The 22,911-nt window shown below is 55.7% G+C and carries 19 protein-coding genes and 2 pseudogenes; 13 read left to right on the top strand and 8 right to left on the bottom strand.

All coding sequences use genetic code 11. From position 1 onward, the window contains the following. Positions 1 to 6: 6 nt before the first annotated feature. Positions 7 to 2,217, bottom strand: coding sequence for an LTA synthase family protein (locus PG5_RS21645; protein WP_020799260.1), 2,211 nt, complete (start codon positions 2,215 to 2,217; stop codon positions 7 to 9). Positions 2,218 to 2,511: 294 nt separating this feature from the next. Between PG5_RS21645 and nhaA the strand changes: the two genes are divergently transcribed. From nhaA to PG5_RS21620, 6 genes are all read left to right on the top strand, one after another. Then, the gene (gene nhaA, locus PG5_RS21640) at positions 2,512 to 3,708 is read left to right on the top strand and encodes a Na+/H+ antiporter NhaA (protein ID WP_020799259.1); all 1,197 of its coding nucleotides are present in this window, start codon (positions 2,512 to 2,514) and stop codon (positions 3,706 to 3,708) included. A 515-nt stretch (positions 3,709 to 4,223) separates the two neighbouring features. After that, the gene (locus PG5_RS21635; protein ID WP_020799257.1) at positions 4,224 to 5,678 is read left to right on the top strand and encodes a TrkH family potassium uptake protein; all 1,455 of its coding nucleotides are present in this window, start codon (positions 4,224 to 4,226) and stop codon (positions 5,676 to 5,678) included. 161 nt (positions 5,679 to 5,839) lie between these two features. Next, positions 5,840 to 5,965: a hypothetical protein gene (locus PG5_RS35405; protein ID WP_020799255.1), complete on the top strand. Its 126-nt coding sequence runs from the start codon at positions 5,840 to 5,842 to the stop codon at positions 5,963 to 5,965. A gap of 217 nt (positions 5,966 to 6,182) precedes the next feature. Beyond that, on the top strand, positions 6,183 to 7,136 hold the full coding sequence (locus PG5_RS21630) for a TAXI family TRAP transporter solute-binding subunit (RefSeq protein ID WP_020799254.1): 954 nt from the start codon (positions 6,183 to 6,185) through the stop codon (positions 7,134 to 7,136). Positions 7,137 to 7,218: 82 nt separating this feature from the next. Then, positions 7,219 to 9,246, top strand: coding sequence for a TRAP transporter permease (locus tag PG5_RS21625; protein WP_020799253.1), 2,028 nt, complete (start codon positions 7,219 to 7,221; stop codon positions 9,244 to 9,246). Then, entirely contained in the window at positions 9,243 to 9,641 is a 399-nt protein-coding gene (locus PG5_RS21620; protein ID WP_042955622.1) for a DUF1850 domain-containing protein, read from the top strand. The genes PG5_RS21625 and PG5_RS21620 overlap by 4 nt, the downstream gene beginning before the upstream one ends. A 69-nt stretch (positions 9,642 to 9,710) precedes the next feature. On the opposite strand, the gene dctM is transcribed toward PG5_RS21620, so the two are convergent. The 4 genes and pseudogenes from dctM to PG5_RS35400 all read right to left on the bottom strand — a co-directional run. Next, positions 9,711 to 10,994 carry a C4-dicarboxylate TRAP transporter large permease protein DctM gene (dctM, locus tag PG5_RS21615; protein ID WP_020799251.1) on the bottom strand — a complete coding sequence of 428 codons (1,284 nt, stop codon included), beginning with the start codon at positions 10,992 to 10,994 and terminating at the stop codon, positions 9,711 to 9,713. Then, a complete protein-coding gene (locus tag PG5_RS21610) occupies positions 10,991 to 11,623 on the bottom strand; it encodes a TRAP transporter small permease (RefSeq protein WP_020799250.1) in 633 nt (210 codons plus the stop codon). The genes dctM and PG5_RS21610 overlap by 4 nt, the downstream gene beginning before the upstream one ends. Before the next feature lie 67 nt (positions 11,624 to 11,690). Then, positions 11,691 to 12,686: a TRAP transporter substrate-binding protein gene (locus PG5_RS21605; RefSeq protein WP_020799249.1), complete on the bottom strand. Its 996-nt coding sequence runs from the start codon at positions 12,684 to 12,686 to the stop codon at positions 11,691 to 11,693. Between the two features lie 182 nt (positions 12,687 to 12,868). Continuing rightward, positions 12,869 to 12,937: pseudogene (locus PG5_RS35400) on the bottom strand (hypothetical protein); the annotation flags it as partial. 219 nt (positions 12,938 to 13,156) lie between these two features. On the opposite strand from PG5_RS35400, the pseudogene PG5_RS21600 reads away from it, so the two are divergent. Further along, positions 13,157 to 14,074: pseudogene (locus PG5_RS21600) on the top strand (TrkH family potassium uptake protein); the annotation flags it as partial. Positions 14,075 to 14,153: 79 nt separating this feature from the next. On the opposite strand, the gene PG5_RS33760 reads toward PG5_RS21600, so the two are convergent. The 3 genes from PG5_RS33760 to PG5_RS21590 all read right to left on the bottom strand — a co-directional run bounded on the left by PG5_RS33760 (position 14,154) and on the right by PG5_RS21590 (position 16,399). Further along, positions 14,154 to 14,297, bottom strand: coding sequence for a hypothetical protein (locus PG5_RS33760; protein ID WP_020799247.1), 144 nt, complete (start codon positions 14,295 to 14,297; stop codon positions 14,154 to 14,156). 101 nt (positions 14,298 to 14,398) lie between these two features. Then, positions 14,399 to 15,517: a low temperature requirement protein A gene (locus PG5_RS21595; RefSeq protein WP_020799246.1), complete on the bottom strand. Its 1,119-nt coding sequence runs from the start codon at positions 15,515 to 15,517 to the stop codon at positions 14,399 to 14,401. A gap of 75 nt (positions 15,518 to 15,592) precedes the next feature. Continuing rightward, positions 15,593 to 16,399 (bottom strand): lytic transglycosylase domain-containing protein, encoded by an 807-nt coding sequence (locus PG5_RS21590; protein WP_020799244.1) that lies wholly within the window; start codon positions 16,397 to 16,399, stop codon positions 15,593 to 15,595. 386 nt (positions 16,400 to 16,785) lie between these two features. On the opposite strand from PG5_RS21590, the gene PG5_RS21585 reads away from it, so the two are divergent. From PG5_RS21585 to PG5_RS21560, 6 genes are all read left to right on the top strand, one after another. Further along, positions 16,786 to 17,697, top strand: coding sequence for a TauD/TfdA family dioxygenase (locus PG5_RS21585; protein ID WP_020799243.1), 912 nt, complete (start codon positions 16,786 to 16,788; stop codon positions 17,695 to 17,697). Between the two features lie 33 nt (positions 17,698 to 17,730). Continuing rightward, positions 17,731 to 18,843 (top strand): ABC transporter substrate-binding protein, encoded by a 1,113-nt coding sequence (locus PG5_RS21580; RefSeq protein ID WP_020799242.1) that lies wholly within the window; start codon positions 17,731 to 17,733, stop codon positions 18,841 to 18,843. Positions 18,844 to 18,847: 4 nt separating this feature from the next. Further along, on the top strand, positions 18,848 to 19,753 hold the full coding sequence (locus PG5_RS21575) for an ABC transporter permease (RefSeq protein ID WP_020799241.1): 906 nt from the start codon (positions 18,848 to 18,850) through the stop codon (positions 19,751 to 19,753). Continuing rightward, entirely contained in the window at positions 19,750 to 20,535 is a 786-nt protein-coding gene (locus PG5_RS21570; protein WP_020799240.1) for an ABC transporter permease, read from the top strand. The genes PG5_RS21575 and PG5_RS21570 overlap by 4 nt, the downstream gene beginning before the upstream one ends. A gap of 25 nt (positions 20,536 to 20,560) precedes the next feature. Then, positions 20,561 to 21,322 (top strand): ABC transporter ATP-binding protein, encoded by a 762-nt coding sequence (locus PG5_RS21565; protein WP_020799239.1) that lies wholly within the window; start codon positions 20,561 to 20,563, stop codon positions 21,320 to 21,322. An 89-nt stretch (positions 21,323 to 21,411) separates the two neighbouring features. Then, on the top strand, positions 21,412 to 22,743 hold the full coding sequence (locus PG5_RS21560; RefSeq protein WP_020799238.1) for an LLM class flavin-dependent oxidoreductase: 1,332 nt from the start codon (positions 21,412 to 21,414) through the stop codon (positions 22,741 to 22,743). Positions 22,744 to 22,911 lie beyond the last annotated feature (168 nt).

The following is a 22,911-nucleotide window of genomic DNA, read 5'->3' as shown; positions in this document are numbered from 1 at the left end:
AGGTACCTAGCTTGATTGAGCACTGCTGTCGACCGGGTTCTCATCCAGCACCTCTAGTGCTTCTGGCAACTCGGTAATCACGCTGAAGTCGCTCACTTCAACGGCACCCAATCCATAGCCCAACAAGTGGAACGAAAACGCCTTACGCGACTGCGGATTGTCAAAGCTGAAGTCCATCTCCAGTGGCTGGTCTGCTGTGACGACCATTTCGGCTGGCAGGCCCAGCTGGACATCCTGCTCCAGCTCCTTGGCCTTGAGCAGTATGTAGGCGTTCTGTTGTGGATCTACCGAGCGCACGGTCAGGCGAACGCGAGTGTGCGAGCCCTTAGGCATTTCGAGGTACTGAGCACCGATAAGGTTGTCGGCCCAGTCATCCTTGATCTGCGCTTGAAGCGGGATGATAGCGGGGCTGCCGAACTGGTAGTGCTGGTTCAATGGTGTCCGGAGCAGCGAGTGATCCAGCGCCGTCGCTCTTGCTGTGATTTGTCGGGCGCGTTTACCGCCGTACTGACCAGTCAAGGTCGCACGCTCGGCAATAAAGCCTTTGCTGGCGTAAAACCGACAGCGCTGTTGAAAATCACACTCGGTCAAGGTGCCTTGGCCATCGTGATAGCGCAGCTTGTCGTTGGTGAATGACATAATTTCGCGGCCCGTTTCATAATCACGAAACAGGGACCGACCGCTCAAGGCTGAGGGGGCAGGCAAGGCGAAGTAGTCGAGTATCGAGGCACTCAGATCGACATGCCCGTAGACCCCAGACTTCACCCTGGGCAACTGATCCTGTTCGGGCGCTAGCATCAGGTTGAAGCCCCATGAGGAAGCCAGGCGTACACCATCTATGCTGTGGGACTCGTCCGAGGTGATTACCACCAGGGTGTCTTTCAAGATGCCCTGACGTTCCAGGCTGCTGAAGAATTGTCCGAGAGCATCATCCAGATATCCGACGGCGGCCTGCTTGGGTGTGTCGTAGCGCTCAAGGTAGTCTTCAGGGGCCGAATAGGGTTGGTGGGTGCCAACGGTCAGCAGGGTCAGCATCCACGGCTTTTTCTGCTTTTTCAGCTGGCCGACGTATTCGAGCGCCCCCTCGAAGAAAGCCTTGTCATCCTTGCCCCAAGGGAACTCCAGGTAGTTGCTATTAGAGAACCATTCCAACCCGTGCGTAGCGTCGAAGCCGATGTGCGGCATGATCTTGTCTTTGGCCATGAATCGCAGGCCTGCCCCCTGAAGGTAGTGCGTGGCAAACCCGTTCTTGCGCAACTGGGCAGGTAGGCAGGCTTGGTTGCGCTCACTCTGGGTCAACATTTCGACCCCCTTGGGCGTGCCGTTGTCCAGCTTGTCGTAATCGCCACAAAGCATCGCGTAGAGGCCGCGAATGGTTTGATGGCTGTGTAATACATAGTCCGGCGTATTCATGCCGCGTTCTGCCCAATGACTGAGGTTGGGCATGAGGTTTTCTTGATACCTGCTGTGCAGGGCTTGGCGGTTGACGCCGACGTAAGCGCCAGGAATACCTTCCAGCGCGATGATCAACACATTACGCGCACGCCCCGGTGCCGCGAGCAATTTCTGTCCGTCCAAATCGAGCTGAGTGAGCCCCGCCATTTGCGGTGGGACATCGACAACATCACCTTCCAACCACTCTTCTGCGCTTGCCTGAACATCGCCAACGCTCGCGGCCATCAACTGGTGCGGGAGGTTGAACAAGCGCCACTGGTCTTCCTCTGAGGGGGACAGGTGCTGAGCGCCCCAATGGGTGATCAATAGCAGTAGCGGTGCTCCCCACGCGCTTCGCGGCAAGCCTGGAGCGGCAGTGGAACGTCCCAGATACTGCGTGATCAGCCAAATCACCAGTCCAAGAAACAGAGTGGCGGCTAGCCAAGGCTGGGCGAAACCACCACCGGTAGAGTTTTCCAAAAACTGAGGGTCGATCAGGTAGTGCAGGTCTGAGGAGTTTGGAAGTCTACCGACCGCGCTGACCAGTTCGGCAGTCGCCAGCGTCATAACTCCCCATGCCAGCAGCACTGGAAGTGCTAACCACCAAGGACGGCGATGCAGGAGTACGATGAGCAGGCTCGCAGTTCCCAGATCTGAAAGGTAGCCGAGTGGATTCGACCAACCCAGTGCCGCACGCATGCACACAGGCACGATCAGAACCAGTCCGAACAGAGTGATGAGACGTGCATAGGGTTGTCGTAACCAGCGACGGATAATGTTCACAGTGGCCTTCCAGACATTAAATCTTCATACAAGTGTGCTGGATGGTATCAAGCGATGGGAAGACTGATCGGGTTATTCGAAAAGGGCATGGGGTATGGAAGCGATGGGCGGCCTGTATATTGTTTCGCATGCGAATAGGTTCTGGCCTAAAACCCCCATTCCAGAGCAATGAATGAACAGCATTAATGCCTGGTTATGGCCTTAAACATTAACTGTTTCAGGCTGTTTAACGCCGCCATGTTCGTGTAGGCCAGATGTTAATCTATTACCTTTTAAGTGATCCCAAGGATGTTGATGACCAAGCATCAAGCTAAAGCCGAAACCCCTAGAGCAGCAGCGATTCTGACTCGCTTCCTGTCGTCGGAATCCGCTGGCGGTCTCGTGTTGATGGGCGCAGCTCTGGCCGCTCTGATTGTTGCTAACTCGCCTGTATCCCAGAGTTACTTTGCAGCCTTACACAGCGTTTGGATGGGCATGTCTGTAGAGCATTGGGTGAATGATGGTCTGATGGCGATCTTCTTCCTGATGGTCGGTCTTGAAATCAAACGAGAGGTGCTGGCCGGTGGGCTTTCCACTTGGGGGCAGCGCGCCTTACCTGGATTTGGTGCTTTGGGCGGCATGGTTGTTCCTGCGCTGATCTACATCGCAATAAACTGGGGTAATCCTGAGACCTTGGGGGGATGGGCGATCCCGGCCGCTACTGACATCGCATTCGCTTTAGGTGTTTTGTCGTTACTGGGTAAGCGAGTCCCGACTTCGCTGAAAGTGTTTCTGGCTGCCTTAGCGATCATTGACGATCTGGGCGCAGTGGTGATCATCGCCTTTTTCTATACGTCGGGCCTTTCCATGCCGATGTTACTGGCCTCGCTTGCGACTCTGGTCATTCTGATCGCAATGAATCGATTGGGCGTAAGGCGATTGTTCCCGTATCTCCTGGTCGGTGGTGTACTGTGGTTCTTCGTGCTGCAATCGGGTGTACATGCCACGCTGGCGGGTGTCGCTGTGGCGATGTGCATCCCAATGGGCAAGCCAGAAGAGGAAGCCCGATCTCCGCTGCTTTTCCTGGAAGAGAAGCTGCACATGTGGGTAGCGTTCGCAGTGGTGCCGATTTTTGGTTTCGCCAACGCGGGTGTTTCATTGTCCGGAATTTCGATGGAGAACCTGGTCGATCCGGTTCCGCTGGGTGTAGCCCTGGGTCTGTTGGTGGGCAAGCAGGTCGGTATTTTCCTATTGGCTGCTCTGACCATTCGTATGGGCTTGGCCAAGCTGCCGGAAGGGAGCACCTGGGTTCAACTCTATGGCGTAGCACTGTTGTGCGGCATTGGTTTCACCATGAGCCTATTCATTGGCAATCTGGCGTTCGCCGGATCAGCTCTTTTGATTGATGAAGTCAAAGTCGGGGTATTGATCGGATCGATTCTGGCAGCGTTCGGTGGCGTTATAGTCCTTCGCCGCAGCAGCGTCCTAACGAGTGCTGCCGTAGCCAAATAATCTCTCTTGAGATGACCACAGTATTTCTCGAAACCTACAAATACTGTGGTTTAGAAACCTGCGTCAGCGAAGCAACAAGACAGGCATTCAGGCTGTTCGAAGCACTGTCTAAGTTGTGTTATCACCAGGAACTGTTGGATATCCATAAAGCCCGGCCAAGTGCCTAATGCTGTTCACTTAAGACTATTTTCGGCGGGCAAGAAATCTGTGGCGAGGGGATTTATCCCCGTTGGGCCGCGAAGCGGCCCTCAGCGTCTTTTCAAACAGATCGAGTGGTTCGCATTGACGACTGCTTCGCAGCCGAACGGGGATAAATCCCCTCGCCACAAATGTGGCCCCCCCACGCATAAGTGAACAGCATTACGGCCAAGTGCCGGTTTTTACCCACCAGTTAATTTTTCCTCACAACCGATCCTTGTTTGACTGATTGCCCGTAGAAATTTTACGCAAAATTTACGAGGCTTTGAGATTGAGCATTCGATACTGCGTGGCGCTAACTTAGTAGGCTACTTTCTATGTCCTTCGCAGCAATGCGGCTCATCGGCTTCATCCTAGGCATTTTTCTGATCACGCTGGCCGTAAGCATGGCTATCCCCATGATTACGCTGGTGGCCTTCGAGCGTAGCGACGATCTGTCGGCCTTTCTCTGGTCGAGTTTGATTACCTTCATCAGCGGTCTTCTTTTGATCGTGCGTGGGCGCCCTGATACTGGCCAGCTCCGTCCGAGGGATATGTACTTGTTGACGACTGGCAGTTGGGTGGTGGTGTGTACCTTCGCGGCGTTGCCAATGGTGTTCATTAGTCACATCAGTTACACAGACGCTTTCTTCGAAACGATGTCCGGCATCACAACCACGGGCTCAACTGTCCTGAGTGGTTTGGATACCGCTTCACCAGGATTGTTGATCTGGCGCTCGATGCTGCACTGGCTAGGTGGTATCGGCTTCATCGGCATGGCTGTGGCGATCCTTCCACTGTTGCGAGTGGGTGGCATGCGTCTTTTCCAGACAGAGTCCTCAGACTGGTCGGAGAAAGTGACGCCGCGTTCGCATGTGGCAGCCAAGTACATCCTCTTTCTCTATCTGGGACTTACTGGCACCGGGGCTCTGGCACTCTGGATCGCTGGGATGACGCCGTTTGAAGCGGTCAACCACGCAATGTCGTTGATCTCTACTGGCGGATTCTCCACTTCGGACGCCTCGCTTGGGCATTGGACGCAGCCAGCGATTCACTGGGTAGCGGTGGTCATCATGATTCTGGGTAGCCTGCCCTTTACCTTGTACGTCGCAACATTGCGCGGCCATAGGCGTGCGCTACTGAAGGATCACCAGGTACGCGGATTTCTTGGATTCTTGATTGTCACCTGGCTGGCTGTTGGTACATGGCTATGCTTTCACAGCGACTACGTTTGGTGGGATGCATTTCGTATTGTGGCGGTCAACGTGACCTCCGTCGTCACGACCACAGGAGTTGCAGTTGGCGATTACACACTATGGGGTAGTTTTGCCGTTCTGTTGTTCTTCTATCTGACGTTTGTCGGCGGATGCTCAGGCTCGACGGCTGGCGGACTGAAAATTTTCCGCTTCCAAGTTGCTGCATCCCTACTCGTGAGTAGCTTGAAGCAGTTGATCCATCCTCGAGCCGTGATTCAGAAGAAGTACAACGGTCACCCCATTGACGAGGAGATCTTGCGCTCACTTTTAACCTTCTCATTTTTCTTCACCATCACCATTGCCATAATCGCCTTGGGACTGGCTCTGATCGGGCTGGACTGGACAACTGCTTTAAGTGGCGCCGCTACTGCAGTATGCAACGTTGGACCAGGCCTGGGCACGATCATCGGGCCTGCCGGTAACTTCTCATCACTACCTGATGCAGCAAAATGGTTACTGACCATTGGCATGTTACTGGGGCGGTTGGAAATCCTAACCGTGCTGGTACTTATTACGCCGGTCTTTTGGAGGTATTAGCCTACCTATTGTGAATTTGAGGCTGGACTTTGAAAGCAAGCTCCGTGCATTGTTCGGCGAGTACGGCTTCAGTCTGCAGAACGTCATCAACCTGCTTGATCCTCAGGTAGCCGCTCCCCTGGTGCTGCTGCCGCACCGAAGACAGCCCTAAAGCCCGCAAGGTGAAAATCTATAAGAATCCGAATTCTGGTGAGTTGATCGAAAGCAAGGACGGAAACCATCGACAATCGAAAGAATGGAGAGCCGAGTTCGGTGCAGATGTTGTTGAGTCGTGGCGCACTCAATAACATCATTTGTAAGCACAAAAGGCCCTGTGAGGGTAATGCCAGTCAGCTAAGCTGATTGGCATTTTTTTTGGAGGTAAGAATCCCGATTAGGCGTCATCGCAGCGACCGTTTGAGAAGCCCAAAATTATTAGGCTAACTCAGCTTCCCACTCAAGGCCTTGGTTTCGACTACAGTAGAAAGACTCTGCATAAAGCCATAACAAGACGGAGAGATTTCCATGCGAGTAAACAAACGCTTTAGCCTCTTTGCGGCCACCGCTGCGTTGACAGTCTCGTGCGCAGCTAACGCCGCACCTGTGTTCATAAACATCCTTACAGGTGGCACTAGCGGGGTCTACTACCCCATTGGGGTTGGGCTGTCACAGATCTACAGCGATGGGATTCCGGGGGCGAAGACTTCTGTCCAGGCGACAAAAGCCTCGGTGGAAAATCTCAACCTTTTACAAGCTGGTCGTGGGGAGCTCGCTCTGGCACTCGGGGACTCTGTAGCTGATGCAAAAAACGGCGTGGAAGATGCCGGGTTCAAGGCCCCGCTGACAAAGTTGCGAGCAATTGCAGGCGCCTATCCGAACTACATTCAAATTGTTGCGAGCAAAGAGTCCGGCATCAAAACCTTGGCGGATCTGAAAGGGAAAACCATCTCCGTCGGCGCCCCGAAATCCGGTACCGAGCTGAACGCGCGTGCGATCTTCAAAGCTGCGGGATTGACGTACGAAGATATGAGCAAAGTCCAATACCTACCCTTTGCGGAGTCGGTCGAGCTGATCAAAAACCGTCAGTTAGATGCCACGCTTCAGTCCTCGGGGTTAGGAATGGCGGCCATTCGCGACCTTTCCTCAACCATGGCATTGAACTACGTCTCCATCCCTCCTGATGTAGTTTCGAAAATCGGCAATGCCGCGTATCAGCCTGCTCAAATTCCAGCCAATACCTATGACGGACAGCCCGAATCAGTGCCTACGGTGGCGATCACCAATATCTTGGTGACACGCGAGGATATTTCGGATGACGTTGCCTACCAGATGACCAAGCTGATGTTCGAAAACCTCACTCGTTTAGGTAATTCTCACTCAGCTGCCAAGGATATCAAGTTGCAAAATGCTGCCAAGAATCTGCCCATTCCACTTCACCCCGGTGCCGAACGCTACTACAAGGAAGCTGGAGCGCTGTAATCCTAAAATGCGCCACGGGGATGGTCGCTAGAGCGATAGAGCGGTTCGTACCCCTTCAATGTAGTTTTGAGGCAGGTACCCAATGAGCGAAGATCATCATGGCATCGCCGCCAACCCACGCGACTGGCCTAAGACGCTGTTCTACGTGGCGTTGTTGTTTTCAGTTTTCCAGATTGTCACCGCTGCGTTTGCACCGGTTTCCAGCCAGGTGCTGCGCGCGGTGCACGTTGGTTTCCTGCTGTGGGTGGTGTTTCTGAGTTACCCGGCGTATGGCAGAGCACGCCCTTGGCAGCCGTTGGCCTGGATATTGAGCCTCGCGGGGATTACCACTGCCCTGTATCAATGGATCTTCGAAGCGGATTTGATCCAGCGTTCAGGTGACCTGACATCTGCGGACATGGTGGTTGGGCTGGTATTGATCGCATTGGTGTTTGAGGCGGCTCGTCGGGTGATGGGTATCGCGTTGCCTGTCATCTGTGGACTGTTTTTGGCATACGGTCTATTGGGTGAATACCTGCCAGGCGACTTGGCACATCGAGGCTACGGTTTCGATCAAATCGTCAACCAGTTGTCATTCGGCACCGAGGGGCTCTACGGCACACCCACCTACGTTTCCGCTACCTATATTTTCCTGTTCATTTTGTTCGGTTCCTTTCTCGAACAGGCCGGCATGATCAAATTGTTCACTGACTTCGCGATGGGCTTGTTTGGCCACAAACTCGGGGGGCCGGCAAAAGTATCAGTCGCGTCATCGGCTTTGATGGGGACGATCACAGGCTCAGGCATTGCAAACGTTGTCACGACAGGACAGTTCACGATTCCATTGATGAAGCGCTTCGGCTACAAGGCAGCATTTGCTGGCGGCGTAGAGGCGACTTCGAGCATGGGCAGCCAGTTGATGCCGCCTGTGATGGGGGCTGTCGCCTTCATTATGGCGGAAACAATTAATGTCCCGTTTGTAGAGATTGCCAAAGCTGCGTTGATTCCAGCCATCCTGTATTTCGGTTCGGTGTTCTGGATGGTTCACCTTGAGGCAAAACGCTCCGACCTTAAAGGGCTACCCAAAGACCAATGTCCCAGCGCATGGGGTGCGGTAAAGGAAAGCTGGTATTTGCTGATTCCGCTTTTTGTCCTGGTCTACCTGCTGTTTTCCGGACGTACCCCGCTATTCTCCGGAATGGTGGGTCTGGCGCTAACAGCCATCGTTATTCTCGGTTCGGCAATCATTCTTCGGGTGTCCAGTTTCGCGTTGCGGTGCGCGTTCTGGATCGCGCTGGGTGTCCTCTGTGTCGGCTTTTTCCAGTTGGGTATCGGCGTGATTTTTGCGGTGATCGCCACGTTGGTGGTCATCTGCTGGTTCATTCAGGGAGGCCGGGAAACCCTGAGTATTTGCCTGCATGCCTTGGTCGAAGGTGCTCGTCATGCTGTGCCGGTCGGGATTGCTTGCGCGCTGGTGGGGATCATCATCGGCGTAGTGTCATTGACGGGCATAGCCTCGACCTTCGCTGGTTACATACTGGCCATAGGCAGGGATAACTTGTTGTTGTCACTGATACTGACGATGGTTACCTGCCTGGTGTTGGGTATGGGTATCCCGACGATTCCCAACTACATCATCACCAGTTCGATTGCAGCACCCGCACTGTTGGAGTTGGGTGTACCGCTGATCGTGTCGCACATGTTCGTTTTCTATTTCGGAATTCTTGCAGACCTTACCCCACCGGTTGCCTTGGCATGCTTTGCCGCAGCGCCCATCGCCAAGGAAACAGGATTCAAGATCAGTCTGTGGGCGGTTCGTATTGCACTGGCTGGCTTTGTCATTCCTTTCATGGCGGTCTACAACCCTGCGCTTATGATGCAAGGCGACAATTTGTGGATGACTGCCTATATGTTGGTCAAGACCATGTTGGCCGTTGGTCTTTGGGGAATGGCGTCCACAGGTTATCTGCAACAGAAGATGCCGGTTTGGGAGCGATTATTGTGTTTCGCGGCAGGTGCTTTGTTGGTCGTTGCGCTGCCGTTGACCGATGAAATCGGTTTTGTGCTGGGTGTGATGCTGATACTTCAGCATGTCTGGCGGTCTCGCCGTGGCGGACTGGCCAGAGCATGATCGGCTTGTGCCTGGGGCTGGCGGGAGTCGCCTGGGCCCAACTCCCAATCTCGAGCTTTACACTGGCTTGGAATCACACAATCGAAAAAATTCGTTGGGAAGAAGACTACCGCGTCTCGGAACAGGGACTTGTGCTCATCGAGGCCAGGGTTAAAGGAAATGGTGCGGGTATGGAAATTCCCCCTGGGGCCAGGTTGGAAAAAGGCAGTTGGCACTATCAACGTCACCTGCCGCCCTTGCAGCCTCTGAGTCTGGGACGCACCCCGCAAGCAGGTGACTACCAGTTATGCTTCCTGCAGCAGTGTCATGAAATGAGTGAGTGGCTAGGGCCACCCATCAGCAATCCGGCCTCAGTGGATTTGTGGAGTTGCCGCATCCGCTCAGGACAACACTAAGTGGCCGGGGTGGCGCAAACGTGAAAGCCCTGTCCGGATACGAACGTCCAGTACCCGGACAGAGAGGCATCAGCTCATGCCAAGCCAGTTTGGTAACGCCAGGGAGATCCAAGGCACGTAGGTAATCAGAATCAGGAACAGCAGCAGTAACATTAGCCAAGGCATGGCTGCTCTGATCGTTGCCGGCAGTGTCATACCCGTTACAGCAGAGGTCACGAACAGGTTCAGACCCACGGGCGGCGTGATCAAGCCGATTTCCAGGTTCACCACCATAATAATTCCAAGGTGAATGGGGTCGATACCCAGCTTCATGGCGATGGGGAAAAGGATCGGTGCCAGGATCAGGATGATGGCCGACGGTTCCATAAAGGCCCCCGCAATCAACAACACAATGTTCACCACCAGCAGGAACATCACCGGTGTCAGACCCGCCTCTATCACCCACGCGGTAATCTGTTGCGGTAGTTGCTCAGTGGTCAAAACGTGCGCGAAGAGCATGGCGTTGGCAATAATGAACATCAGCATGATGCTCAGCTTGGCCGAGTCCAGCAGGACTTTTGGTGTTTCGCGGAACGTTAAGTCTTTGTAGACGAACAAGGCGATGAAGGCCGAGTAAACGGCCGCCACGGCCGCAGCTTCGGTTGGGGTAAACATCCCGGAGTAGATACCTCCCAGGATGATGAGCATCAGCAATAGACCCCAGAGCGCCTTGCGTGCCGTGCTAAGCCATTCACGGAACGTCGCGCGCGGCATGGCGGGCAGCTTTTTCTTCACGGCGACGATGTAGATCGCCACCATCAACACCAGCCCCAGCAGCAGGCCTGGCAACACCCCGGCCATAAACAGTTTGCCGACAGACGTTTCGGTCGCGGCTGCATAGACCACCATGACGATCGAGGGTGGAATCAGGATGCCCAAGGTTCCCGCGTTACAGACGATCCCCGCGCCAAAGGCCTGCGGATAACCGGAGCGGACCATGCCGGCAATGGCAATTGAACCCACCGCCGCCACAGTGGCTGGGCTGGATCCTGAAAGGGCCGCGAACAACATGCACGCCAACACGGCAGCGATAGCCAGACCACCACGAATATGACCGACACAGGCATTGGCAAAGTCAATCAACCTCCGAGCGACGCCACCGGTGGTCATGAAGGCCCCAGCGAGCAGAAAGAACGGGATGGCCAGCAGCGTGTAGTGCTCCGACGTCTCGAACAGTTTGATCGCCAGTGAGCGCACGGAGTCAGGACTGAAAAAAACGATGGTCAGTGAGCCCGCCAAGCCCAGGGAGATGGCAATGGGAACGCCGATAAACATCAGCACGAACAGTGATACAAACAGGAAGGCAATAGTCATGACTTGTCATCCTCGTGTTCAGTCAGCTTCAACGCATCTGCGGCTTCATCAGCCAGGCCCAGGCCGGTCTGCCTGTTTTGCAGGATGCGCACGAGAATTTCAGCGAAACGGATGAAAACCAGGGCGAACCCTACGGGGACGATCAACCCGATGTGCCATTGCATGATCCCGTACTGGCCCAGGTCTTCGGCGCCAATTTGGGCAACCATCAGGGTCTGGATCCAGCCAAAACTGGCGATGCTGAGCAGCCCGGCATAAGACAGGCAGAAAAGGCAGGCGATGATGCCAATGAACCGTTGCACCGGTTTGCTGGCCAGCTTGACCAGGGCGTCGACGCCGATATGGCCTGCTGTGCGGACGCCGTACGACAACCCGAAAAAAATCAGCCAGCCAAACAGGGCCTTGGTCAGTGAGGTGCTCCAGGTCATGGCCTGTGCCATACCCATGACGCCGTCGCCGATGGCGAACAGCGATTCGCTAGCGCCTTCCCAGCTCTCGGCGAGGCGGTAGAACAGGGTGTAGAGGTTGTTGAGGACAACGTAGACGAATGTTACCAACGTCATGGCCGCCAGAAGGAAGACGATGAAGCCTTCCTCGAAGTGTTCCCAGATGCGCCGAAGAGCATTCATGGATGGCATCTCCTGTAGCAGACGACAGGCAGGTGCTGTCAGGGCGGCAACACCTGCCGACGACCGATCATTGGGCCTGGTTGGCAGCTTCAGCGGCAGTGATCAGCTCGGCGCCGATATCACCTTCAAATTTTTTCCACACCGGTTTCATCGCGACACGCCATTGTTCGCGTTGCTCAGGCGTCAGGATGATGATTTCGGTGGTTTTGGCCGCGATGATGTTCTGCTTGGCATCCTGGTTCAGTTTCTCAGCCTCTTTGTTCACATGAGCGGTGACTTCGACGAGTATCTTGTCCAGCTCGCTGCGAAGCTCCGGCGACAAACCGTTCCAGAACTTGGTGTTGGTGATCAGCATGTAGTCCAGGACACCGTGGTTGGATTCGGTGATGTACTTCTGTACCTCATGCATTTTCTGGCTGTAGATGTTCGAGTAAGGATTCTCCGCGCCATTGACGACACCGGTCTGCAAGCCCTGATAAACCTCGGCGAAGCTCATCTTGCGCGGATTGGCGCGTATGACTTTGAACTGCTCTTCAAGCACGGCGGAGGCCTGCACCCGGAACTTCAGGCCACGGGCATCACCCGGCACTCGTAGCGCTTTGTTCGCGGACAGTTGTTTCATCCCGTTGTGCCAATAGGCCAGTCCAGTGATGTTTTTGTCTTCCATGGACTTGAGCAGTCCCTGGCCCTGCGGGCTCAGTTGGAAGCGGTCAACCGCCGTGATGTCATCAAAGAGGAAAGGCAGGTCGAACAGTTGAACGGTCTTGGTGTAGTGCTCGAACTTGGCCAGCGACGGTGCAATCATCTGTACGTCCCCGAGCAGTAAGGCCTCCATCTCTTTGCCATCGCCAAACAACGAGGAGTTCGGGTAGACCTCGACCTTGACCTTGCCGGGCAAGCGTTCTTCCACCAGCCTCTTGAATAACAGGGCGCCTTGGCCCTTGGGTGTCTGCTCTGCAACGACGTGGGAGAATTTTATAATTACCGGATCTGCAGCCATGGCCATGCTCATGGTGCCAAGGGCAAGGGCGCAGGCAACTGCTTTCCAAATAGGTTTGAACATTGGAGGGATTCCTCTTGTTTTCGTTTTTTCGTACAGTTCCATGCTCTGAAAAGCATGTGCACGGCGGACAAGAGCAAGTCTAGGCAGAAAACTGGAATTTGGAGGGGGATGGCTGAATGTAGTAAGAAATCTTGTATGTAATAATCTCCTCTGAAACAACCTCTTACAATTGATGCTTGAGATGAGCGTGGTGTGACTTTCTCTGACCAGTCTGAAGATTCTGTCTGGAACAAACGCATGCCGCCGATTCGAAATTGCACCCATTATTCAAGCGATTGGAGGCCGAAGAAGTTTCCGTGTTTTTATTCAGACCCCAGTCGAAATGAGCGTCGTCGGCAAAAAGGCCAACTGACCTATATACGCTCTTATTCTGAAGCGATGAGCATGAGCTCAGTAGATGCGCTACTGGTGATGCGTTGATCGATGATGAGATTGTCATCGGTATCGATGACTTTTAAAACCGCTAACCCGTCGCGGCGAAATATATCCTGTTGCTCTACCTCGGGCTGACCGGGGTGTCCGCTCTGGCGTTATGGGGCGCGGGCATGACACCTTTCGATGCGATCAATCATGCGATGTCATTTATTTCAACGGGCGGCTTTTCAACCTCGGATGCATCCCTGGCGCACTGGCCTCAACCGGCTATTCATTGGGTTTCAGTGGTCGTCATGATAGTGGGCAGCCTGCCTTTCACCTTGTATGTCGCCACACTACGGGGCAACAAAAGTGCATTATTAAAAGACCATCAGGTGCGAGGGTTCATTGGATTTCTGGTGATTACCTGGCTGCTATTTGGTACGTGGTTGTGCATTAACAGCGACTACAGCTGGTGGGATGCGTTTCGTATCGTGGCCGTCAATGTAACCTCGATAGTCACGACCACGGGTTTAGCTCTCGGGGATTACACCTTGTGGGGCAGCTTTTCTGTCTTGCTGTTTTTCTATTTGACCTTCGTCGGCGGCTGCTCTGGGTCTACGGCGGGAGGCCTTAAAATATTTCGCTTTCAGGTCGCCTCCTCCTTGCTGATGGGCAGCCTGAAACAACTGATTCATCCTCGTGCGGTGATTCGAAAAAAATACAACGGCCATCCCATTGACGAAGACATCGCACGTTCGCTGCTGACCTTTTCATTCTTTTTCACCATCACCATCGGTGGCATTGCCCTGGGGTTGGCGCTGATCGGTCTTGACTGGACGACAGCCTTAAGCGGTGCTGCCACCGCAGTTTGCAACGTGGGTCCCGGCCTGGGGACGATTATTGGTCCAGCAGGCAACTTCTCGACCTTGCCGGATGCGGCAAAATGGCTGCTGACGGTCGGCATGCTCTTGGGAAGGCTGGAGATTCTGACGGTGCTGGTGCTGCTCACACCAGTCTTTTGGAGGTACTAATCGAGTCGATAGCGACGGCCTGGCAGCCCGGGTTCAGAATCAAATCAGAGCCAACAACTTGGCGTTACTGGCTCATCAACTACTTGGCAACAGCATCATGGGCCGGCAAGGAAGTCGCATCGTTAGCCACGTTGGCGGCGGCGGGATGGCTGGCGAACCGCGCTATCACGACCTCGGCCTTCGGATCAACATACAGTGCCTGGCCATAGACACCTCGGGCCATGAAGGCACGATGCTCATTATGGGTTTGCCACCACCTGTCGTGATAGCTCCAGCCAGCCAAAGACCTGTCGTTCGCTCAGATTGCCGAAGGTACCGGCCTACCTATGGCCTGATAAACATTCCACGATATCTGAAATTCAGGAAAACATAACAGATCATGGTGGCTGTCAGGCCGACCAATATGTACTGGACGCGGGGCAGGAATATAACCAGCCCACCCAAAGACAACACGATCAAGGTGTTTTGTATTATGTATTTCCTTATTTTGGGCACGGCTACGAAATAGCCATATTGCTTGCCTAGGAAAAACAAGGCCATGCCGATGATTGACATAATCTGGAAATCGCGTATCGCAATGTCATTCAGGATCGCATGCCTGATCAAATTGGCGAGGAGTGCTAGCCCCATAAACAGAAAAAGGTGCGAGTAGATCAGGGAGTGCCCACTCATACTGCTTTCTTTGTTGCTCAGCAGGTAAAAGCTTTCAAAATAGATCCACCAGATACTGCAAACCATGATAAATCCGGTGATTGCCGTCATTACGGTATAACGATCCCATTCAATGTTGGATAAACCTGCAGAAAGGCTAATGACTGACTCGCCCAATAAGATGAGGGTGAGCAAGCCCAGTCGTTCAACCAAGTGTTCTGTATGTGCTGGCAATGGCTTTAGGTTGCTCCCGACAATTACAGGCAAGAGAATGTCAAGAAAAATTCCAAGGTAAGCAACAAGGTAACGCATGGGTGGGTCAAAAAGAATGGATGAAAGACTAATAACTGCGCTGACTAACAGGGCGAAGCCAAGCCTGGCGGAGAATTTGCCACGGTCATCGTGTTTTCTTCTGGACGATATGTACAAAATGCTGATGATGACACGTATACCAAAATAACAGGCCATAACAAGCGGATAGTTTACTTCTGGTATTTTCTCAATCAGTGCAGAGAGCACAATGAGCAGCAACATCATAAACAATGTTGCCAGGCGGTGAGGGTTACTGTCTGTATCAAACCTGTTGGCGTAAATCGTGTGACTAGACCAGATCCACCATAATGGAACAAAAAGCAGTAAAAACGTCCATACTTGCTCAGGCTCAAAGTGCCCGTGATGAACATGACCGAGAATGTGCGTAACCTTGCCAATTGCAACAACAAAAATCAGGTCAAAAAACAACTCTAACCATGTGGCGTGTCGATTTTTGTCATAATACTTCAAGGACTTCATGCGCTGCTGGCTCCGTCTGCACCTCTTTAATGTAGAAGGAAACTAACGGATAAGCGAACGGGTGGCCGGGAATAGCTAGCGATTGTTACGATAGCGTTCGGTCAAGGACTGCACGAGGGTGACGTAGGATTGCGTCTCGGCGTAGGGAGGCACCCCGTTGTGCTCGACCACGGACGCTTCGCCAGCGTTGTAACCGGCCAACGCCAGCACCTGGTTGCCGTTGAAACGCTTGAGCAGCCAGGCCAGGTAGCGCACGCCGCCACGAATGTTCTGCCGAGCGTCGAATGGATCGTCTACGGCGAAGCGCTCGGCGGTGGCGGGCATCAATTGCATCAGCCCCTGGGCGCCAGCTTCGGAAATGGCGTTGGGGCGAAACGCCGATTCGGCATGTATCACCGCGCGGACCAGCGCTCTGTCGACGCCATATTGACCCGAAGCGGCTTCGATCTCCCGCCGATAGGAACGGGTGTCCAGGCGCAGTGAGGCGACCTTGAAATCCTTCGGCGCCCTGCACAGATAGCAGCCCTTGATGTAATAGACTTCAAGGACATCGACCCGCGCGGAAATTCCTACCGGGCGCCGGCTCACATATTGACGAACACCCTTGTGGAGGAAAGTGAACACCCGAATCCGCATCGCGCCGGAGTCGTCGTCTTGCACAAGCCGTGGCAAGGCCTTGGGCTTGGCGCCGACACCGGCGCCAGCCATGCCATCCACGCGAGTGCAGCGGGCGCTGGCGATGGCTTGACTGGTGTAGCTGATGACTCCGTCCCCGGCTTGGCACTTGAACATGGCGCTGGCGCACAGTGGCGTGACCAGCAAGGCCAGCTCGATGCCGCCAATAAGGCTCTTGCGAGCCCATCGCCATGCCCTGGAATACATCACATCGCTCCGCGCCGCCGGCGCCGATCAGGGGCGCCTGACCCGAACGTTGCCTTTGGAGGGCCTGGGGTGACCCGCCTGCTGTCCTGACAGTTATACCCCTTGTAGCCGACGTTGGGACTTACGTTGACGTACGGGCTGGAACCAGCACCGGCAAGCCCATCAACGTAAGCCCCAAACACACCATCAACTTGGCACGTATGTTTTATGTTGCTACTAAAAAGTTATTAGCTAATAACAAGGGGCTTATAGCTTTTATCGGGATTTAATAACGGGAAAGGTCTATCGGACTTAATCTATCTTTAGAATAATTTGTGATTAGTCATCGCTGCTTTTATGACTTTATGATCTGTTCCACAACAACTCGTGAGACAGGAGGTAGCTCGATGACTATTCAAATCAAACCGGTCGCCGGTCGAATTGGGGCACAACTGGAAGGGGTGAAGTTGGGGGGCGGCATCAGCGCCGAGGCATTCGAATTCATTAATCAGACACTGTTGAAATATAAAGTGCTGTTCTTTCGCGACCAACATCTGGATGACGCCGAGCACGAGGCTTTTTCCCGCCGCTTCGGCGATCAGGTCCCGCACCCGACCGTGCGTTCCGCTGAACAAGGCGCTGCGATCCTGCATTTGGACGCCAAGGAAACCCGCGCCAATTCCTGGCACACCGATGTGACCTTCGTGGCCAACTACCCGAAGATTTCCATCTTGCGTGGTGTCGTAATTCCGCCCTTTGGCGGTGATACGGTATGGGCCAATACTGCAGCAGCCTATGCTGATTTACCCGACCCGTTAAAACAATTGGCCGATAATCTTCGCGCATTGCACACCAACGTGTATGACTACGCGGCGCCGCGTAATACCGACGAGTCGGGACTCAAGCGTTATCGTGAACAGTTCACTGCTGAAGTCTACGAAACCGAACATCCATTAGTGCGAGTCCATCCGGAGTCGGGTGAAAGAAGTTTGTTGTTGGGGCACTTTGTTAAACAAATTCAAGGTGTCAGTAGCAACGATTCCAAACAACTGATTCGCCTGTTTCATGACCGTATCACCCATGTCGACAACACCGTTCGCTGGCGCTGGCAGGAGGGCGATGTGGTGATCTGGGACAACCGCGCCACCCAGCACATCGCGATCAACGATTACGGCGACGCCCCGCGCATCGTGCGCCGCACCACCATCGACGGTGATGTGCCGGTCGGGGTGGATGGTCGCTTGAGCCAGGCGCTCAAGCCGAGCCCCGAGGCGCGTTCGCCGAAAACCGAAGCCGACAAAAAACACCTCGCCGCCTGACGAGCGACTCTCATTGGTACAAGGAAGGCTGACATGAAGCTCAATGGCATTCGCCTGTTTAAAAAAGGCAGCATCGCTGCAGCGCTGGCTGCGGTTCTTGCGGTATCCGGGGCCGAGGCCGATGTCTTGCGCATCGGTGTCGCCACGGCCGGTGGCGGTGACCCGGTGACCTTCAGCGGCTCGCCTCTGGGCATCGTGCGCAATCAACAATTGCTGGAAAAAGCCTTCGCCGGAACCGGGACCGAAGTGCAGTGGTTCTTCTTCAAGGGGGCAGGGCCTGCGGTCAACGAAGCCTTCTCCAACCAGCAACTGGACTTCGCCTACCAGGGCGATCTGCCTGCAGTCGTCGGGCGCTCCAACGGACTGGACACCAAGTTGCTGGCGGCGTTGGGTGTGCGCGCCAACCTGTACCTGGCAGTGCCCAAGGGCTCGCCCCTCAAAACCATCGAGGACCTCAAAGGCAAAAAGGTCGCGATCTTCCGTGGCACCAACGGTCATCTGGTGATGATCAATCTGCTGGCGGAGCACGGGCTGACCGAGCGCGATATCAAGGCCATCAACCTCGATACCGGCAGCTCTCAGGCCGCATTGATTTCCAATGGCGTAGATGCCGCATTCGGTGGGCGTGAGTTGTTCAAGCTGCGTGACAAGGGTCTGATCGACATCGTTTACGACAATCCCGAGCAGGACGTGCGCTACACCCGGCAGACGGCGCTGGTGGTTCGCGGTGAATATGAAAAAGAGCATCCGGACAAGGTGCAAAAGGTCGTCGACACGCTGGTGGACGCGGCGAAGTGGACATCGGACGAGAGCCATCGCGATGACGTCTTCGCTGAATGGGCCAAGAGCAATGACCCCGCCGATTCACTGCGTGCCGACTTCACCGGGGTTCCTCTCAGGGACCGGGCCTCGCCTCTGATCGACAACTTTCTGATCAGCCGCTATCAGGCCGTGGCGGATCAGGCCAAGGAAGAAAAACTCATCCGTCGCCCGGTCAGTATCGATGGCTGGTTCGAAAGCAGTTATCTGCAGAAATCCCTCAAGGCCAAGGGACTGGAAAACTACTGGACGCCCTACGGCCCGGATGGCAAGCAACCGGCGGGTAACGCGGTAGCGGCCACGACGACCAGCAAGCAAGGGAGCTAGGAAAATGGCCAGGGCACAGACCGCAAGACTCGAGAAGTATGGGGCGCCGGCATTGCCGAGCGACAACGTCAAACGTCTTCCACCGTCGCCCGCTCGCCCGGTCCGCAAGGTCGAGGTACCGCGCACTTCAGCCTGGTCCGTGAACCTGGGTGACAAGGCCTTGCCCTGGCTGTTGCCGTTGCTGTTGCTGGGTTTGTGGTACCTGGGGGTGGAACGCGGCTGGCTTTCGGAGCAGGTGCTGCCACCGCCAGCCTACGTTTACCAGGCGCTGTCGGACCTGGTTGTCAGCGGGTATCTGTGGCTCAACGCATTGGCCAGCCTGCAGCGGGTTGTCGTCGGGTTCAGTCTCGGCGCCTTGCTCGGTGTGGCGCTGGGCCTGGCCATGGGACTGTCCCGGACGCTGGAGGATTATCTGCTGCCGACCTTCAACGCACTGGTGCAAATACCAGTATTGGGCTGGCTGCCGTTCGCCTTGCTGCTGTTCGGCATCGGCGAGACGCTCAAGTATGTGCTGATAGCCAAGGCCGCCCTGGTACCAATCACCCTGTGTACCTTGCAGGCGTTCCGCCAGGCGCCCAAAGGATTGTTGGAAGTCGGCCGGACCTACGGCTTCAGCCGTCGGCAAAGCGTCACCTCCATCGTCCTGCCGGCGGCAATCCCGACACTGTTTACCGGGTTCCGCCTGGGCTTCACCAAGGCCTGGCTATCGCTGGTGGTGGTCGAATTGGTGGCCTCGAGTGAAGGGCTGGGCTACCTGATCGTCTATGGACGCCAGCTGTTTCAACTGGACCTGGTGATGGCGGCCGTCGTGATAGTGGGTGCGCTCGGCCTGCTGATCGACCGCAGTTTCGATTACGCGCAGAAACGTCTAGATCGCGGACGGCCAACGGTTGGAGGGCGTCAGTCATGAGTGCGGCTTTGTCATCAGGTAGCAGTAGCCACCGGTATCGCGGTTGGGTCTTGCCAATCTCGGTGATTGCCCTGTGGTGGTTGGCTTCGAACCAGGGCTGGAGTGAATCGGGGCTGTTCGTTTCGCCGGAAAAAGTCGCGGCGACAGCCTGGGATCAAATCACCTCGGACAAATTCTGGCGGGCGATTTCGGCGAGCCTTGCGCGCAACCTCAGTGGCTTTTTCATCGGCACCGCGCTGGGCTTGGTACTGGGTTGCCTGCTGGGTCTTTCGCGGCATTTCGAGCGCTTGGTGGGGCCAAGCTTCAACACCTTCAAGCAAATCTCCCTGTTCGCCTGGATCCCGCTGATCTCGGTGTGGTTCGGCCTGGGCGATGTGGCCAAGGTGGTGTTCCTGTCACTGGCCGCACTGGTACCGGTGGTGGTCAACACTTGCGATGGGCTGCGCAACGTCCCACCCAACTTGTTGGAAGTGGCGCGGGTGTACGGCTTCACCCGTTGGCAAACCATTATCGGGGTGATGCTGCCTGCTGCCTTGCCGTCGATTTTCACCGGGCTCTACCTGGCGCTGGTCTACAGCTGGCTGGCAACCATCGGCGCCGAATACCTGCTGGTATCGGGGGAGGGGATCGGCAACACGCTGATCGATGGCAGCGAGCATTTCATGATGGACCTGGTGCTGTTTGGAATGGTGGTTATCGGCCTGGTGGGATGGGGCCTCAACGCCCTGGCCCGGACACTTGAGCGGCGGATGCAGCGCCTGTATGGCATCACGACTAACTGATTGCCACATTGAAAAGGATCGCAACATGAGCAACGGCCTGACCCTGGAACACATCAGCAAGCGGTTCATCTCCAAACCTGGCAGTTCGACGCAATTGCAGGTACTCGACAACATCCACCTCGACATCGCCCCTGGCGAGTTCATCAGCATCGTCGGCGCCAGCGGTTGCGGCAAATCCACGCTGCTGCGGCTGATCCTCGGCCTGGACGAGGAATTCGACGGGCGCATCCTGCTCGATGGCACACCCATCAAGGGCACGGGCCTGGAGCGCGGCATCGTGTTTCAGGACCACCGATTGTTCCCCTGGCTCAACGTCGAGCAGAACGTCGCCGTGGGCCTCAAGAATTCACCGCTGAGCGCCGGGCAGAAGCGCGACACCGTGCGCGAGCACATTGAACTGGTCGGCCTGCAAGACTTCATCGAGTCCTACCCGCATCAGATTTCCGGCGGCATGGCCCAACGCGTGGCCATCGCCCGCGGCTTGGTCAATCGTCCGAGCGTGCTGCTGCTGGATGAACCACTGGGCGCCCTCGACGCCTTGACCCGCGCGCGGCTGCAGGGCGAGCTGCAGAACATCTGGGCCAAGGAAAAAATCACCATGATCCTGGTCACCCACGATGTGGACGAGGCGGTATTCCTCGGCGACCGGGTGGTCGTGATGCAACCCAACCCAGGGCGCATCCGGCGCATCGTCGACGTCGATCTGCCGCGTCCACGCAATCGCAGTGACAGCCGTTTCATCGCCCTGCGCGATGACGTGCTGAGCGACTTTGCAGAGCTGCATTGAGTCGCGTGCTGTCCCGCCTGTTCAGGTTTTTTCAGGCTCTCTATTTCAGGCTCTCTAATTTCAGGCTCTCTATTTTCAGGAGAAGGGAAATGTCCGAACGTCAGCTCAGCCTCAACCTCTTCATCTACCCCAATGGTCATCACGAAGCCGCCTGGCGTCACCCACAGTCGGTGCCGGAAGCGTCCATGGACATCGCTCACTACCAACAGCTTGCACTGAGAGCGGAACGGGAAAAGCTCGATGCGATCTTCTTTGCCGATTCGCCATCCCTGGCCGAAAGCGATCGCGAAGGTTTGCGCATACGTTTCGAACCAGTGACCTGGCTGGCGGCCATCGCGGCGGTGACCCAACGCATCGGCCTGATCGCCACGGCCAGCACCACCTACAGCGAGCCATACAACCTGGCGCGTTCGTTCAGTGCGCTGGACCACCTGAGCAAGGGCCGCGCCGGCTGGAACATTGTCACCACGTCCCTGGCGGCCGCCGCCGCCAACTTCGGCCTGGACCAGCATCCGTCGGCCCATGACCGCTATGCCAAGGCCGAAGAGTTCGTGCAGGTGGTGGGTGACCTGTGGGACAGCTGGGAGGACGATGCGCTGGTGCTGGACAAGGCCACCGGGGTATTCGCCAACGGTGCGAAAGTGCACTCGATCAACCACGTGGGGACGCACTACCAGGTCAAGGGCCCATTTAACTCACCACGCTCTCCGCAAGGACGGCCCGTGCAAGTGCAGGCCGGCTCGTCCGAGGATGGCCGTGATTTCGCATCAAGGCACGCCGAAGCGATTTTCACCGCGCACCAGACCCTGCAAAGCGCGACCGAATTCGCCAACGATATCCGCGGGCGGGCGAGGGCAGTGGGGCGCGACCCGCGCCAGCTGAAAATTCTCCCGGGTATCAGCCCCTACATCGGCAGCACCGAAGCGGAAGCCCAGCGCAAGTTCGATGAACTCAACGACCTGGTACTGCCGCACGTAGCCCTGGGCCAGCTGCGCCGACTGCTGGGTGTCGACCTGTCCAGTCAGGATCTGGATGCGCCTTTCCCTCGTCATTTGGTCAACTTTGAAGGCAGTGAGAGCCAGGCGAGTCGCTTCAAGCTGGTCATCGATATAGTCGACCGCGAGCAACCGACCTTGCGCCAACTGATCAACCGCCTGGCCGGTGCTCGCGGGCATTGGGTGCCGGTAGGCACGCCGGTGCAAATCGCCGACCTGATCGAACAGTGGTTCCGCAGCGGCGCCGCCGATGGTTTCAACGTGATGCCGCCGGCATTTCCCGAGGGCTTTGAAGTGTTTCTCGATGAAGTGTTGCCGATCCTGCGCAAGCGCAGGCTGTTTCGCGAGGACTATACGGGTACCACACTACGCGAGCATTACGGTCTGAGTCGCCCGGTTTCGCGGTTTGCGTTGAAGTCTGCCTGAGGGCGCGCAGCGATCGGGGGATTGTCTGGATGTACGCGTTGCCTCTGAGGGGGCAAAAGCCAAAACGAGGCGGCCTTAGAGCCGACCTGACTTTTACGGCTGTACCTGTGTGATCGTTCCCATGCTCTGCGTGGGAATGCCACCAGGGACGCTCCGCGTTCCGCTGAC

It is taken from the genome of Pseudomonas sp. G5(2012) (genome assembly GCF_000408945.1).
Taxonomy (GTDB): domain Bacteria; phylum Pseudomonadota; class Gammaproteobacteria; order Pseudomonadales; family Pseudomonadaceae; genus Aquipseudomonas; species Aquipseudomonas umsongensis.
The sequence above is the reverse complement of the archived record's forward strand: the minus strand, read 5'-3'. Positions and strand labels throughout refer to the sequence as shown.

Excerpts from the sequence above, each read along its gene's own strand:
- PG5_RS21560 (WP_020799238.1), top strand. The coding sequence starts at position 21,412 with ATGTCCGAACGTCAGCTCAGCCTCAACCTCTTCATCTACCCCAATGGT.
- PG5_RS21610 (WP_020799250.1), bottom strand. The coding sequence starts at position 11,623 with ATGAATGCTCTTCGGCGCATCTGGGAACACTTCGAGGAAGGCTTCATC.
- PG5_RS21605 (WP_020799249.1), bottom strand. The coding sequence starts at position 12,686 with ATGTTCAAACCTATTTGGAAAGCAGTTGCCTGCGCCCTTGCCCTTGGC.
- PG5_RS21625 (WP_020799253.1), top strand. The coding sequence starts at position 7,219 with ATGAGCGAAGATCATCATGGCATCGCCGCCAACCCACGCGACTGGCCT.
- PG5_RS21585 (WP_020799243.1), top strand. The coding sequence starts at position 16,786 with ATGACTATTCAAATCAAACCGGTCGCCGGTCGAATTGGGGCACAACTG.
- PG5_RS21630 (WP_020799254.1), top strand. The coding sequence starts at position 6,183 with ATGCGAGTAAACAAACGCTTTAGCCTCTTTGCGGCCACCGCTGCGTTG.
- PG5_RS21580 (WP_020799242.1), top strand. The coding sequence starts at position 17,731 with ATGAAGCTCAATGGCATTCGCCTGTTTAAAAAAGGCAGCATCGCTGCA.
- PG5_RS21575 (WP_020799241.1), top strand. The coding sequence starts at position 18,848 with ATGGCCAGGGCACAGACCGCAAGACTCGAGAAGTATGGGGCGCCGGCA.
- PG5_RS21635 (WP_020799257.1), top strand. The coding sequence starts at position 4,224 with ATGTCCTTCGCAGCAATGCGGCTCATCGGCTTCATCCTAGGCATTTTT.
- nhaA (WP_020799259.1), top strand. The coding sequence starts at position 2,512 with ATGACCAAGCATCAAGCTAAAGCCGAAACCCCTAGAGCAGCAGCGATT.
- PG5_RS21590 (WP_020799244.1), bottom strand. The coding sequence starts at position 16,399 with ATGTATTCCAGGGCATGGCGATGGGCTCGCAAGAGCCTTATTGGCGGC.
- dctM (WP_020799251.1), bottom strand. The coding sequence starts at position 10,994 with ATGACTATTGCCTTCCTGTTTGTATCACTGTTCGTGCTGATGTTTATC.
- PG5_RS21565 (WP_020799239.1), top strand. The coding sequence starts at position 20,561 with ATGAGCAACGGCCTGACCCTGGAACACATCAGCAAGCGGTTCATCTCC.
- PG5_RS21570 (WP_020799240.1), top strand. The coding sequence starts at position 19,750 with ATGAGTGCGGCTTTGTCATCAGGTAGCAGTAGCCACCGGTATCGCGGT.
- PG5_RS33760 (WP_020799247.1), bottom strand. The coding sequence starts at position 14,297 with ATGGCCCGAGGTGTCTATGGCCAGGCACTGTATGTTGATCCGAAGGCC.
- PG5_RS21595 (WP_020799246.1), bottom strand. The coding sequence starts at position 15,517 with ATGAAGTCCTTGAAGTATTATGACAAAAATCGACACGCCACATGGTTA.
- PG5_RS21620 (WP_042955622.1), top strand. The coding sequence starts at position 9,243 with ATGATCGGCTTGTGCCTGGGGCTGGCGGGAGTCGCCTGGGCCCAACTC.